Origin of the sequence: Rugamonas sp. (assembly GCF_025354735.1) — a bacterium.
Classification (GTDB): Bacteria; Pseudomonadota; Gammaproteobacteria; order Burkholderiales; family Burkholderiaceae_D; genus Rugamonas.
On record NZ_JANXMI010000327.1, the window covers coordinates 1 to 14,132 of the forward strand.

The window sequence follows — 14,132 nt, forward strand, 5'->3', positions numbered from 1 at the left end:
GCCAGCGGCAGGCGCACGGCGAAGCGGGCGCCAAGGCCGGCGCCGGCGCTGGCCGCCGTCACCGTGCCGCCGTGCTGCTCGACGAGGCGGCGCACGATGGCCAGGCCGAGTCCGAGGCCGCCGTGCGGCCGCGTGGCCGAGGCGTCGGCCTGGCGGAAGCGGTCGAACACGTGGCCGAGGAAGTCGGCGCCGATGCCGATGCCATTGTCGCTGACGGCGATTTCAAGCTGGCCGTCGGCGCTGTGCACGGCCACCTGCACGGTGCCGTCGGGGGGCGTGAACTTGAGCGCGTTGGCCAGCAAATTCCACAGGATTTGCTGGAGGCGGACCGGATCGGCCGCCACCAGCGCGTCGGGCGCGGCGAAGTCGCGCTCGATGCGGATTTGCTTGGCCCGGGCGGCCGGCCGCACCGTCTCCAGCGCCGCCTCGATGACGGTCAGCGGCGACATCACGCGCATGTCGAGCTGCACCAGGCCGGCGCTGATGCGGTTCATGTCGAGCAGGTCGTCGATCAGCTTGGCCTGGGCGCGGGCGTTGCGTTCTATGGTCAGCAGGCCGCGTTCGAGGTCGGCCTGGTCGCGGCTGCCGCGCCGCAACATCTGGGCCCAGCCGAGGATGGCCGTCAGCGGCGTGCGCAGCTCGTGCGACAGCGTGGCCATGAAGTCATCCTTCATCTGGCTGTTGCGCTCGGCCTCGGCGCGGGCGTGGCGTTCGCTGTCGAGCAGGACCTTGCGCTCCTCGGCGGCCAGCCGTTCGGCCCGGTGCAAACAGGCGTTGTCGATGGCGACGGCGGCCTGCGCCGCGATGCCGCCGACGATGCGTTCGCTGCGCTCGCTGAAGTGGCCGGGCGCCGGGTGGCCCAGGCAGAGCTGGCCGACCACGGCGCCGCCGCGCGACAGCACCGGCACCGTCAGATAGCTGCGCAAGGGCGCGGCGCCGGCCTGGTCGGCCTCGGTGTCGGCCCCGGCCCCGGCCTCGGCCGCGCCAGCCCGGGTCGCGCCGCCGTGCGCGCCGTCCGTGACGGACCAGTCGCCGCGGCGCACGGCCGTGTCGACGGCCGGGCCGCGGGCGCCGTCGGCCAGCACGGTGTCGAAGCGGCGGCCCAGCGATACGGCCACGGCCGGCGGCAACGACGTCGGCGCGTGCAGCGTCAACGCCGCGCCGGCCGGGTCCGCGTTGCTGTCGCGGTAGCGCAGCAGGCCCCAGCGCGCGCCACTGATGTCGGTGGCGGCGTCTATCACTTGCTGCAACAGCAGGTGCAGCTCGCGCGTCGACGCCAGCGCGGCGCCGGTGCGGTTGAGCAATTCAAGGATGTGGCTCTCGTCGCGCAGCGCTTCCTGGGCGCGCTTGACCTGGTCGACGTCGGTGCTGGTGCCGAACCAGCGCAGCAGCTGGCCGTCGCGGTCGCGCACCGGATTGGCGCGCGTTAAAAACCAGCGGAACTGGCCGTCGGCGCCGCGGATCGGAAACTCCATGTCGAAGGGCTGGCCGCTGCGCAGCGACGCTTGCCAGCGCGCCAGCATGGCCGGCATGCAGTCGGGGTCGTACACCGACAGCCGGGTCTCGATGCTCGACTGTTCCGGCGTCAGGCCCGTGTAGTCGTACCAGCGGCGGTTAAACCAGACCATCTTGCCGTCGACGGCGGCGATCCAGGCCAGTTGCGGAATCGAGTCGGCCAGCGCGCGCAACTCCTCCTCGCTTCGGCGCAACGCATCGTCGGCGGCCTTGCGCGCGCTGATGTCCTGCACCATGCCGCTCATGCCGCTCATGCCGCTCATGCTGTTGATGCCACTCATGCCATGCATGCCGGCCACGCCGGGGCGGACCTGGCCCTCGCCGAAGTGGCCGTGGCCGACCAGCGACAGCCAGCGCTGCGCGCCGTTGCGGCGCAGCACCCGGCATTCGACATGGAAGTCGGCGCGTTGGGCCCAGGCCCGGCGAAAGGCGCGGCGGGCCGGTTCGCGGTCGGCCGGCAGCACCCGCTCGCGCAGGGCGGACCAGCTCAGCGGCCGGTCGTGCGGCAATTCGAACAGCGCGGCGGCGCGGCGGCCCAGCGTGATGGTGTTGCTGGCCGCGTCCCACAGCCAGTCGCCGAGCTGGCCCGCTTCGAGCGCCACTTGCAGCCGGCTGGCGCTGGCCCGCAGCGCGTGCTCGGCGTTCTTGCGTTGGGTGGCATCGTGCAGATAACAGGTCAGGCCGCCGGCCGCCGGGTAGGCGCGCACGTCGAGCCAGCACTGGCGGGCCACGTCGTGATAGTCGAAGGCGATGGTTTTCTGGCGCAGCTGGGCCAGCCGCAGCTGGGCCTCGAACGCCGTCCCCTGCAGGCCAGGGTAGCGCTGCCACAGCGACTGCCCCGGCGTCGGCGCGTCGGACCGCGCGGTGGCGCCCAGCAGGGCATCGGCTTGGCCATTCAGATAGTGGATGCGCCAGCGCTGGTCGATGCTGACCAAGCCGTCGGTGATGCTGTCGAGTAAGGCGCGCAAGGCGCTGTCCGGCAGGAGCGGGGCGGGCAGCGGCGGCGGGGTGTCGGCCTTGGTGCGGGCGGGGCGCTGGATAGGGGAGGTCATCTGTGTTTGGTGCCGTAACGGCTCTCATCGGGGCGGCCGCGCAAATTGCATCAACCGCCACTTATTGTAGTGCCGCACGCCGCCACGGCCTCACACCGTTGGCGTTTCCCGCTGTGGGACTAGGTCCCGGCCGCGCGTAGGCGCGCGCTGACAGCTTCGAGGCCGGCTTGCAGCTGCTCGACGTCGTAAGGTTTCTGCAGCGCGACGGCGGGGAACTCCAGGTGCTGGGTCAGTTGGCGGCTGTGGCCGGAAGCGAAGATGATCTGCAAATCCGGCTGGCGCGCCAGGGCCAGCCGCGCCAGTTCGACGCCGGACATGCCGGGCAGGCTGACGTCGCTGAACAACACATCGTGGCGCCGCCCGGTCAATGCCGGCAGCGCCTGCTCGCCGGTGCCGGCGGCATGCACCCGGTGGCCCAGGGCGCGCAACATCTCGCAAGCCAGATAGCGGGCGTCGGCATTGTCTTCGACCACCAGGATGTCGAGCGCGGCGGCGGTGGGCGACGCCGGCACCGTCGTGGCCGGGGCCAGCGCGCACAGGATGCCGGCCACTTCGCCAGCGTCATCGCGCAGCGGCGTGTAATACAGGTCGAGGCGCTGGTGCTGCAAGGCGCCGTCGCGCCACAGCGGCAGCACCTGGCCGGGGAACTGGCTGCCGCGGCCATCCCAGGCGGCGGCGATCGCGGCCGGATTCCAGCTCCACGCCGGCGGCAGCATGGCCGGCACCTTGCCGCCGGGCGCGCGCAGCGTGGCTGTGCCGCTCAGTTCGACGTACGCGGTATTGAAGACCATGACTTGCTGCCGGCCCCACATCAGCAGCATCGCCAGCGGTGCGTTGAGCATGATGTCGACCGTCAGGCGCAGGCCGCCGGGCCAGCCAGCGGGATCGCCCAGGCTGGTGCGCGACCAGTCGGTGGCGGTGGGCGGCTTGACGCTGTGATCGCTAGGCATCGGTGTGACAGTGATAGGAGGATGTTGGAATGCTACACCAAATGGCGGGATAATTTCTTTTTGGATATTGATGCGCCGCCACGCGGACAAAAAAAAGCCCGCTGTTGAAAGCGGGCTGAATCTATTTCCTTGGAGGAGAATAGAGGAGACAGAAACATCATGCGGCAATGCTCAAAGGAAAGCCAGTTTTTATTCGTGATGATGGAAATCACTATCATGAATGAAGGGGGATATTTGCGCCATGGCCCGCGCAGCCGTATACACTAGGGGCCCCGGGTTCATACTGGAGCGTCCATGGCGACCGTACTCAGACATCGAAAAGTCAATATCGTGGTGCTGGACGACGGCGAGGCGCTGAGCAAGCAGTGCCGCGCGGGCGACATCGCCATCGTCGCCGAAGGGGGCGGCTGGTGGATCAAGTTCGTCGGCCGCGACGGCCACGTCGACAGCTACGACGCGCCGCATCCCTCGTACAAGGAAGCGCTGTGGGCGGCCAAGGCGGCGGCCGAATTCGGCGTCGATTAAAAATTGCCGCACGCGACACTGGACAAGCCGGATTAATCTCCCTATAATCTTGCTTCTTTCGGAGGGCAAGCCTTCTGAAAGAAGCACAAGGCGCATGGATTTACGAGGGTAAGTGTTTGATTCGATAGTGAAAACTAGAAAATCAAATCATCGGTTGAAAAAATCGAGCTTTCCAAAGTGAAATAAACGCGTTATAATATTGCTTTCGCGGCTGTAGCTCAGTTGGATAGAGTACTTGGCTACGAACCAAGGGGTCGTGGGTTCAATTCCTGCCAGCCGCACCAAAATTCGTAAGTGAAAGGCCTGAAGAGCGATCTTCAGGTCTTTTTGCTATGGCGCGCACGGCGGGGTGGAAAATTTCCTCCGCGGCGATGGCGTGCTGGTTCAGTCGCTGCCGGGCAGTGCGCGGGCCGATTGCAGGTTTCATTTTGCGCCCTTGGCGAATTGAAAAACCCCTGCTATAATCTTGTCTTTCGCGGCTGTAGCTCAGTTGGATAGAGTACTTGGCTACGAACCAAGGGGTCGTGGGTTCAATTCCTGCCAGCCGCACCAGAATATCGGGGTTAGATCGAAAGATCTAACCCCTTTTTCTATTTCAGCGCCGGATTGCGTTCTGTGATCTGCGTCATCCCATCTTCAATCAGGTATTTTCCGGCGTGCGCGCCCGGACTACACTGGCACGTGGTCTTCCTTTTTGCGAACCAGCTTGCTTGACATGGGGACGTATATGGCAAATGATGACAATCTCAATGTACGCACTTCGATACAGGAGTATCGGATGGACATGCTGGTCGATATCGTCGAGGAAATCCGCGCCAATTACGTCACCAGGACGCATTTGGGCGATGTCGTCTCCCGTCTGGCGAGCAAGGAAGATTTGCGGCTGCTTGAAACCAAAGTGGGGCTTGAACTGCAAACCATTCAAGTCAAACTCGAGCACGTGGCCAACAAGGAAGAGCTCAGTCATTACTCGACGAAGGAAGATTTGCAGCAAGCAGTGCAGAGTATCCGCAATTGGGTGCTGGGCATGGGAATGACGCTGTTCTTTTCCCTGGCCGGTTTGCAGTTTGCGATGTTCCAGCTGTACAGTCACGCCCGCTGACTGGCTCAAGCAGCCTTGCCCACATTCCTGTTGGCATTTCCCGTGAAATAACCGATGATTTGCAGCATCGTCGACCGGGAGTGTGCATGACCATCATCACCACAATAGAAGACTTGCGCGTGCTGGCCCAAAAGCGCGTGCCGCGCATGTTTTACGATTACGCCGACGCCGGCTCCTGGACCGAATCGACTTACCGCGCCAATCAAAGCGACTTTGAAAAAATCAAATTCCGCCAGCGCGTCGCCGTCAACCTGGAAAACCGCACGCTGGCCAGCGCCATGGTCGGCCTGCCGGTGGCGATGCCGGTGGCGCTGGCGCCGACCGGCCTGACCGGCATGCAGCACGCCGACGGCGAAATCCTGGCCGCGCGCGCCGCCGAGAAATTCGGCGTGCCGTTCACGCTGTCGACCATGAGTATCTGCTCCATCGAAGATGTCGCGGCCCACACCAGCGCGCCGTTCTGGTTCCAGCTGTATGTGATGAAGGACCGCGAATTCATCAACCGCCTGATCGACCGCGCCAAGGCCGCGCGTTGCTCGGCGCTGGTGTTGACGCTGGACTTGCAGGTGCTGGGCCAGCGCCATAAAGATTTGCGCAACGGCCTGTCGGCGCCGCCGAAACTGACGCTGCCCAACCTGCTCAACATGGCGACCAAGCCGCGCTGGTGTCTCGGCATGCTGGGCACGCAACGTCGCGGCTTCGGCAACATCGTCGGCCACGCGACATCGGTGTCGGACATGTCGTCGCTGTCGGCGTGGACCAGCCAGCAGTTCGACCTGAGCCTGTCGTGGCAGGATGTCGAGTGGATCAAGCGGCGCTGGGGCGGCAAGTTAATCATCAAGGGCATCATGGACGCGGAAGATGCGCGCCTGGCCGTGGAAAGCGGCGCCGATGCTCTGATCGTGTCCAACCACGGCGGCCGCCAGCTCGATGGCGCGCAGTCGTCGATCGGCGCGCTGCCGGCCATCGTCGACCGCGTCGGCGGCGACATCGAAGTGCATATGGACGGCGGCATCCGCTCCGGTCAGGACGTCATCAAGGCGCTGGCGCTGGGCGCCAAAGGCGTCTACATCGGCCGCCCCTTCCTGTACGGCCTCGGTGCGATGGGCGAGCGGGGCGTCAGCACCTGCCTGGAGATCATCCGCAACGAACTCGATTTGACGATGGCGTTTTGCGGCCTGCGCGACGTCACGCAAGTCGATAAAAACATCCTGCTGCCGGGGACTTTCTAAACCGCGCGCCGGCGTTCACACGTTACCCGACCACGTTGCGGGGCGCGCCCGCCGCCCACGCTTCGACGTTGTCGATCAGCTGATCGGCCAGCACCTGCATGGCTTGCGCGCTGGCCCACGCGGTGTGCGGCGTGAGGATGAAATTGGGCAGGCGCAGATTGAGCAGCGCGTTGTCGGCCGGCGGCGGCTCCTGGGTCAGCACGTCGAATCCGGCGCCGGCGATGACGCCGTGCGTGAGCGCATGCGCCAGCGCCGCCTCGTCCACCAGGCCGCCGCGCGCGGTGTTGATCAGCAGCGCCGATGGCTTCATGCGCGCCAGTTCGGCGGCGCCGATCAGATTGCGGGTCTGCCCGTTCAGCGGCAGGTGCAGGCTGATGACGTCCGACGTCTCCAGCAGCTCGTCCCAGCCGACCTGGCGTACCTGCGCGTCGGCGACCTCGGAACGGGTATATACGCACACTTCCATGCCGAAGGCGCGTCCCAGCCGCGCCACCGACTGCCCCAGCGCGCCATATCCCACCAGGCCCAAACGGCTGCCGGCCAAATCCGCGATCGGATGGTCGAGGAGGCAGAAGCGCGCCGAGGTCTGCCACGCGCCGGCCTCGATGTCGGCGCGGTAGGCGATCAGGTTGCGGCGCAGCGCGAGCATCAGCGCCAGCACATGTTCGGGCAGCGTGTGGACGGCGTAGTGACGGATGTTCGCGACCACGATGCCGCGCTCGCGGCACGCCGCCAGGTCGACGATGTCGGTGCCGGTGGCGGCCACCGCGATCATCTTCAATTGCGGCAGCCGCGCCAGGTCGGCCGCGCGCAAGGGCACCTTGTTGGTGATGGCGATGGTGGCGTCGCGCAGCCGCGCCACCGCCTCGCCGGCGGCCGTCGCCGCGTATTCGGTCCAGGCGTGGGCGAACGCGGGCCGGCGCACATTGGCGATCAGGCTGTCGCGGTCCAGAAAGACGATGTTCTGCACGATACTCATATAGTCACCTCGAGTGGCATGGCACGCGGCGGCCGGCCCTTGGGCAGCTGCATGCCGGGATGGTTGGCGAACAGTTCGGCGACCCACTCGACGAACACGCGCACCTTGGCCGACAGGTGGCGGTTTTGCGGATACACCACGTGCACCGGCAGCGGATCGGAGATCCAGTCCGGCAGCACCACTTCGAGCCGGCCGTCGGCCAGCAGCGGTTCGAGCATGAAGGTCGTCATCTGCATGATGCCCAGGCCCGCCAGCCCGGCCGCCACGTAGGCGTTGCTGTCGTTGACGGCGATGACGCCGGGCAGCGGCACCTGCAAGCGCTCGCCTTCGCGCGTGAAGTCCCAGTCGTAGATTTTACCGGTGCGCGAATTGAAATAGTTCACGCAGCGGTGGCGCGGCAATTCGTTCGGGTGCGTGGGCCGGCCGTAGCGCGCCAGATAGTCGGGCGAGGCGCACGTCACGAAGTGCAGGATGCCGACGCGGCGCGCGATCAGGCTGGAGTCGCCCAGCACGCCGCCGCGCACCGCGCAATCGACGCCTTCCTCGATCAGGTCGATGGTGCGGTCGCTGCATCCCATTTCCAGCTGGATGTCGGGATAGCGCTCGAAAAAGTCGGGCAGGGCGGGCACCAGGATTTCGGCCGCCAGGCCGGTCGGCGCGTCCACTCGCAGCCGGCCGGCGGGACTGAGGCGGGTGCGCGACAGCGATTCCTCGGCCTCGCGCACGTCCGACAAAATCCGCAGGCAGCGTTCGTAATAGGCGGCGCCGTCGGCCGTCACGCTGACCTGGCGCGTGGTCCGGTGCAACAGCTTGACGGCCAGCGCCGTCTCCAGCGACTGGATCAGCGTCGACACGGTGGCCTTGGGCAGTTGCATGTGCTCGGCCGCGCGCGTGAAGCCGCCGGCGTCGACCACCTGGACAAATACCTCCATCGCTTGCAGTTTATTCATTTTTCCTTCCCATTGTTCGGTATTCTGAACAATCAATTCGACATTGCCCTATTTATCAGATTGTAGTTCAAGATTATGATTGTTGTATTGCAGCATGGATTGCAGACTCAATCAGTTATTTACAGGAAAGTTCAGGGGGAGGTCGTCATGGGTCATCGAGATGGAATCGTTGCAACAATCGCGCTCGTATTGAGTTCGCTTGCCATGGCCGGCATCGTGTACACGGACGCCTACACCCACACGGCGCAGTCGGAGGCCAGGGGCAGCCACGCGCTGACCCAGGTGGTGCGCAGCGATGCGCTGCCCGCCCATTCGAGCCGGGTGCAAGCGGTCACGCTGCTGTCGCTCGCCGCTTCCGCCACCGTGGCCGAGACCGCGCAACAATGACGATGACCCCGGCCATCGCCGCCGCCCTGGCGCAGGTGCGCCCGCTGGCGGCCGACCTCAAGGTGCGCGACCTGGAAGTGCGCGGCGCGGAAACGCCGTTGGCGGCGCGGCTGTACTCGGCCGGCGCGCCCGGCGCCAAGCGCGATACGCTGATGGTGTTCTTCCACACGGGCGGTTTCGTCGGCGGCGACCTCGAAGGCGCCGACCTGTTCTTGCGCCACCAGGCCAGCGACAGCCCGGGCCTGGCGATCCTGGCCAGCACCTACACGCTGGCCACCGTGCGCCCGTTCCCGGCGGCGGTGGAAGACGCCCACGCCGTGCTGCTGTGGGCCAAAAAGAACAAGGGCAAACTCGGTTGGAGCGGCAAGCAGCTGCTGGTGGCCGGCGTCGAAGCGGGCGCCAACCTGGCCGCCGTCTGCACGCTGATGGCGCGCGACCGCGGCGGCCCGGCGCTGGCCGGACAGATCCTGATTATGCCGATGCTCGATCCGGGCCTGACCACCGGCTCGATGCGCGAACTGCCGGCCGCGCGCGAAATGGTCGAAGTGGCCGACGCCTGCGCCGCCGGCTACCGTGGCTATCTGCCGCACGCCTCCGACCGCACCCACCCCTACGCGTCGCCGCTGCAATCGAGCCGGCTGAAAAACCTGCCGCCGGCGCTGATCATGTCCGCCGAAGACGATCCCCTGCGCGACGAGGCCGAACAATATGGCGCCAAGCTGATCGCTTGCGGCATCAAGACCACCGTCAGCCGGCTGCCGCCCGCGCCGCTGAACGAGACCGATGGTCGTTACGAATGCGCGTGTAAAGTCGTCGCGCTCGGAGAAATCGCCAGCTTCATCGCTGGACTGGACAGGCACGAGACGCCGCCAGCCTGAAAGGGACTCCACCCTACCGTAGTCAACGTGAAAAACGCCTCATCGAAGGCGTTGGGCTGCACTCGTCCCGCATTTCGGCGGATGCCGCCCGTCTCGCCAAATTCATTAATAATTTTCATACAAAAAAGGGATTAACATGAAAAACATTGAACAATTGAACGCCGCCGCTCGACCGCTGGTCGCCGCGCTGGCACTGGCGGGACTGGCCGCGTTCAGCCTCGCCGGCTGCGATTCGGCCACCGGTAAACCGGCCGCATCGGCCGCCGCCGGCGGTCCTCCGGTCTCGGCCGCCGTCGTGGCCCCAAAAACCATCACCGAAACCCAGGAATTCTCGGGCCGCCTCGAAGCCATCGACCACGTCGACATCCGCGCCCGCGTCGGCGGCTTCATCACCGAAGTGAACTTCAAGCCGGGCGGCATCGTCAAGAAGGGCGATGTGCTGTTCGTGATCGACCCGCGCCCGTATCAAGCCGAAGTGAACCGCGCCGAAGCGGCCGTCGGTTCGGCCCGCGCCAAGGGCGACTTGGCCAAGATCGAACTGGCCCGCTCGGAAAAACTGCTGGCCGACAAAGCCATCGCCCAGCGCGAATACGATGAAAAAGCCTCCGGCATGAAGGAGCTCGACGCCAACGTCCGCGCCGCCGTCGCCCAGTACGACACGGCCAAGCTGAACCTGAGCTACACCCAGGTCACTTCGCCGATCAACGGCCGCGTCAGCAAGGCCGAAATCACGCTCGGCAACCTGGTCGACCCGAGCGCCATCCTCAGCTCGGTGGTTTCCACCGACCGCATCTACGCCAGCTTCGACGGCGACGAAGACACTTTCCTGCGCGTCGGCGCCCAGGCCCAGAAGGGCGAGCCGGTCGTCGTCAAGGTCGGCCTGGCCAATGAAACGGGCTTCCCGCACGAAGGCAAGCTCGAATTCGTCGACAACCAGCTCGACGCCCGCAGCGGCAGCGTGCGCATGCGCGCCACCTTCGCCAACACCGACAACGTGCTCGTGCCCGGCCTGTTCGCGCGTGTGCAGATCGGCACCGGCGCCGGCGCCGGCGCCCAGACCACGGCCATCGTCATCAACGAACGCGCCATCGGCACCGACCAGAACCGCAAGTTCGTGTTCGTGGTCGGCGCCGACAACAAGGCCGAATACCGCGCCGTCACGCTGGGCCAGATCATCGACGGCATGCGCGTGGTGCGCGACGGCTTGAAGCCGGGCGAGAAAATCGTCGTCAACGGCCTGCAGCGGGTCCACCCGGGCGCGCCGATCACGCCGCAAATCGTCGCGATGGACTTCGATCCGGCCGCTCCCGAAGCCAAGCCCGCCGCCAAGCCAGAAGCCAAAGACGCCAAGGTAGCTGTTGCCTCGGCCTCGACCTCCAAGTAATAAGGAACACCTACGATGAATATTTCACGCTTCTTTGTCGATAAGCCGATTTTCGCGGCGGTCTTATCGATCATCATTTTCGTCGCCGGCCTGATCTCGATCTTCATGCTGCCGATCTCGGAATACCCGGACGTGGTGCCGCCATCGGTGGTGGTGCGCGCGCAGTACCCGGGCGCCAATCCGAAGATCATCGCCGAAACCGTCGCCGCTCCGCTCGAAGAGCAGATCAACGGCGTCGAAGGCATGCTCTACATGTCCTCGCAAAACACCTCCGACGGCGCCATGGCGCTGACCGTGACCTTCAAGATCGGCACCAACGTCGAACAGGCCGAAACGGAAGTGCAAAACCGCGTCCAGCGCGCGCTGCCGCGCCTGCCGGACGAGGTGCGCCAGATCGGCGTCACCACCGTCAAGACCTCGCCTAACTTGACCATGGTGGTCCACCTGCAATCGCCCAGCGGCCGTTACGACGACCTCTATCTGCGCAACTACGCGGTCCTGAACGTCAAGGACCAGCTGGCGCGCCTGAACGGCATGGGCGAAGTCCAGCTGTTCGGTTCCGGCGACTACGCCATGCGCGTCTGGCTCGATCCGCAAAAAGTGGCCGCCCGCGGCCTGACGGCGACCGACGTCGTCGACTCCATCCGCGAGCAGAACGTCCAAGTGGCGGCCGGCGTGGTCGGCCAGGGTCCGACCAAGGACGCCGACTTCCAGCTGACCGTCAACACGCAAGGCCGTTTGCAGACGCCCGAGGAATTCGGCAACATCATCGTCAAGACCAACGCCGACGGCGCCCTGACCTTGCTGAAGGACGTGGCGCGCCTGGAAATGGGCTCGAACTCCTACGCCCTGCGTTCGCTGCTGAACAATAAATCCGCCGTGGCGATTCCGATTTTCGAGGCGCCGCACGCCAACGCGCTGCAACTGTCGCACGACGTGCGCGCCAAGATGGCCGACCTGGCCAAGAGCTTCCCGGAAGGCATGACCTACCAGGTCGTGTACGACCCGACGCAGTTCGTCAGCGAATCGATCGAGGCGGTCATCCACACGCTGGTCGAGGCCATCATCCTGGTGGCGCTGGTCGTCATCGTGTTCCTGCAAACGTGGCGCGCCTCCATCATCCCGCTGCTGGCCGTTCCCGTCTCCATCGTCGGCACCTTCGCCGTGATGCTGGGCTTCGGCTTCTCGATCAACACGCTGTCGCTGTTCGGCCTGGTGCTGGCCATCGGTATCGTCGTCGATGATGCCATCGTGGTGGTCGAAAACGTCGAGCGCAATATCGCCAACGGCCTGGCGCCGCGCGAAGCGACCATCCAGGCCATGAAAGAGGTAAGTGGTCCGATCATCGCCATCGCCCTGGTGCTGTGCGCCGTGTTCGTGCCGATCGCCTTCGTGTCCGGCCTGTCCGGCCAGTTCTACAAGCAGTTCGCCCTGACCATCGCGATTTCGACCGTGATCTCGGCATTCAGCTCGCTGACCCTGGCGCCCGCGCTGGCGGCCTCGCTGCTGAAACCGCACGACGCGCCGAAAGACGGCCTGACCCGCATCATGGACACCGTCTTCGGCCGCTTCTTCGCCTGGTTCAACCGCTTCTTCGGCCGCGCGTCGAACAACTATGAAAAAGGCGTGACCGGCGTGCTGCGCCGCAAAGGCGGTTCGGTGCTGATCTATGCCGTGCTGGCCGTGGCCGCCGGTTTCATGTTCAAGATCGTGCCGCCGGGCTTCGTGCCGCCGGCCGACAAGGGCTACCTGATCGGCTTCGCGCAACTGCCCGACGCCGCCTCGCTCGACCGCACCGAAACCGTGATCCGTCGCATGTCCAAGATCGCCATGGACGTGCCGGGCGTGGAATCGTCGATCGCCTTCCCGGGTCTGTCGATCAACGGCTTCACCAACGCGCCGAACGCCGGCATCGTGTTCGCCTCGCTCAAGCCGTCGGCCGAACGCACCAAGGCCAGCGAATCGGGCGAAGCCATCGCCGCTGAAATCAACAAGCGCATGGGCGTGGTGCAGGACGCCTTCATCATGGTGTTCCCGCCGCCGCCGGTCAATGGCCTCGGCACCACGGGCGGCTTCAAGATGATGATCGAAGACCGTGGCAACCTCGGTTACGACGAGTTGAACAAGGCCGTGCAAGCGGTGCAGATGAAGGCCTGGCAAAATCCGAAACTGGCGGGCGTGTTCTCCAGCTTCCAGATCAACGTGCCGCAGCTGTTCGCCGACATCGACCGCGCCAAGGCCAAGCAATTGGGCGTGCCGCTGACGACGATCTACCAGACCTTGCAGATCAACCTCGGTTCGCTGTACGTGAACGACTTCAACCAGTTCGGCCGTACCTATCAGGTGCGGGTCCAGGCCGACCAGCAGTTCCGTTCGCACGCCCAGGACATCGCCCAGCTGAAAGTACGCAACAACAAGGGCGAGATGATTCCTTTGTCGTCGCTGATGCGCGTCAAGGACAGCTATGGCCCGGACCGCGTGCAGCGCTACAACGCCTACGTGTCGGCTGAAATGAACGGCGCGCCGGCTCCCGGTGTATCGACCGGCGAAGCCCAGGCCGAGCTGACCAAGATCGCCAACGAGGTGCTGCCGACCGGCATCACCTACGAATGGACCGAGCTGGTATATCAGGACATCCTGTCCGGTAACACGATGATTTATGTGTTCCCCTTGTGCGTGCTGCTGGTGTTCCTGGTGCTGGCCGCGCAATACGAAAGCTGGACGCTGCCGCTGGCCGTGATCCTGATCGTGCCGATGTCCATCCTGTGCGCGCTGATTGGCGTGAAGCTGACCCACGGCGACAACAACGTCTTCACCCAGATCGCGCTGTTCGTGCTGGTGGGGCTGGCGTCGAAGAATGCGATTCTGATCGTCGAATTCGCCCGCGAACTCGAACACCATGGCCGCACCGTGGTGCAAGCGGCGCTCGAATCGTGCCGTCTGCGTCTGCGTCCGATTTTGATGACGTCGATCGCCTTCATCATGGGCGTGGTGCCGCTGGTGTTCTCGCACGGTGCCGGCGCCGAGATGCGTCACGCCATGGGCGTGGCGGTGTTCGCCGGCATGCTGGGCGTGACCTTCTTCGGCCTGTTCCTGACACCGGTGTTCTATGTACTGATGCGCACGCTGGCCCAATATTTGGACCGCAACAAGAAAGTGGGTCCACTGCTCGCCCCGG

Annotated in this window: 11 protein-coding genes and 2 tRNA genes; 9 read left to right on the forward strand and 4 right to left on the reverse strand. The window is 65.2% G+C overall.

The features are described from left to right. Both Q0S71_RS27090 and Q0S71_RS27095 read right to left on the reverse strand, forming a co-directional pair. Positions 1–2,567 (reverse strand): ATP-binding protein (locus Q0S71_RS27090; protein WP_296002847.1); only part of this gene is annotated, 2,567 nt, incomplete at its 3' end. Between the two features lie 119 nt (positions 2,568–2,686). Then, positions 2,687–3,517 carry a response regulator gene (locus Q0S71_RS27095; RefSeq protein WP_296002850.1) on the reverse strand — a complete coding sequence of 277 codons (831 nt, stop codon included), beginning with the start codon at positions 3,515–3,517 and terminating at the stop codon, positions 2,687–2,689. 294 nt (positions 3,518–3,811) lie between these two features. On the opposite strand from Q0S71_RS27095, the gene Q0S71_RS27100 reads away from it, so the two are divergent. The 5 genes from Q0S71_RS27100 (at position 3,812) to Q0S71_RS27120 (ending at position 6,376) form a co-directional block, all read left to right on the forward strand. Beyond that, positions 3,812–4,042: a hypothetical protein gene (locus Q0S71_RS27100; RefSeq protein ID WP_296002853.1), complete on the forward strand. Its 231-nt coding sequence runs from the start codon at positions 3,812–3,814 to the stop codon at positions 4,040–4,042. Positions 4,043–4,249: 207 nt separating this feature from the next. Further along, positions 4,250–4,326 (forward strand) — tRNA-Arg (locus Q0S71_RS27105). A 191-nt stretch (positions 4,327–4,517) separates the two neighbouring features. Next, positions 4,518–4,594: transfer RNA gene (locus tag Q0S71_RS27110), tRNA-Arg, on the forward strand. Between the two features lie 226 nt (positions 4,595–4,820). Further along, a complete protein-coding gene (locus Q0S71_RS27115; protein ID WP_296002855.1) occupies positions 4,821–5,144 on the forward strand; it encodes a hypothetical protein in 324 nt (107 codons plus the stop codon). Positions 5,145–5,230: 86 nt separating this feature from the next. Further along, positions 5,231–6,376 (forward strand): alpha-hydroxy acid oxidase, encoded by a 1,146-nt coding sequence (locus tag Q0S71_RS27120; protein WP_296002857.1) that lies wholly within the window; start codon positions 5,231–5,233, stop codon positions 6,374–6,376. Positions 6,377–6,398: 22 nt separating this feature from the next. Here the strand turns inward: Q0S71_RS27120 and Q0S71_RS27125 are convergent, their stop codons facing one another. Beyond that, the gene (locus Q0S71_RS27125) at positions 6,399–7,355 is read right to left on the reverse strand and encodes a D-2-hydroxyacid dehydrogenase (RefSeq protein WP_296002860.1); all 957 of its coding nucleotides are present in this window, start codon (positions 7,353–7,355) and stop codon (positions 6,399–6,401) included. Beyond that, entirely contained in the window at positions 7,352–8,305 is a 954-nt protein-coding gene (locus Q0S71_RS27130; protein ID WP_296002861.1) for a LysR family transcriptional regulator, read from the reverse strand. Before Q0S71_RS27130 ends, Q0S71_RS27125 begins: the two co-directional genes overlap by 4 nt. Positions 8,306–8,494: 189 nt before the next feature. Between Q0S71_RS27130 and Q0S71_RS27135 the strand changes: the two genes are divergently transcribed. From Q0S71_RS27135 to Q0S71_RS27150, 4 genes are all read left to right on the forward strand, one after another. Beyond that, entirely contained in the window at positions 8,495–8,692 is a 198-nt protein-coding gene (locus tag Q0S71_RS27135; protein WP_296002864.1) for a hypothetical protein, read from the forward strand. Next, positions 8,689–9,570, forward strand: coding sequence for an alpha/beta hydrolase (locus Q0S71_RS27140; RefSeq protein ID WP_296002867.1), 882 nt, complete (start codon positions 8,689–8,691; stop codon positions 9,568–9,570). Before Q0S71_RS27135 ends, Q0S71_RS27140 begins: the two co-directional genes overlap by 4 nt. Before the next feature lie 136 nt (positions 9,571–9,706). Then, a complete protein-coding gene (locus Q0S71_RS27145; RefSeq protein ID WP_296002869.1) occupies positions 9,707–10,954 on the forward strand; it encodes an efflux RND transporter periplasmic adaptor subunit in 1,248 nt (415 codons plus the stop codon). A gap of 15 nt (positions 10,955–10,969) precedes the next feature. After that, positions 10,970–14,132: efflux RND transporter permease subunit (locus Q0S71_RS27150; RefSeq protein WP_296002872.1), on the forward strand; the 3,163-nt coding region annotated here is incomplete at its 3' end.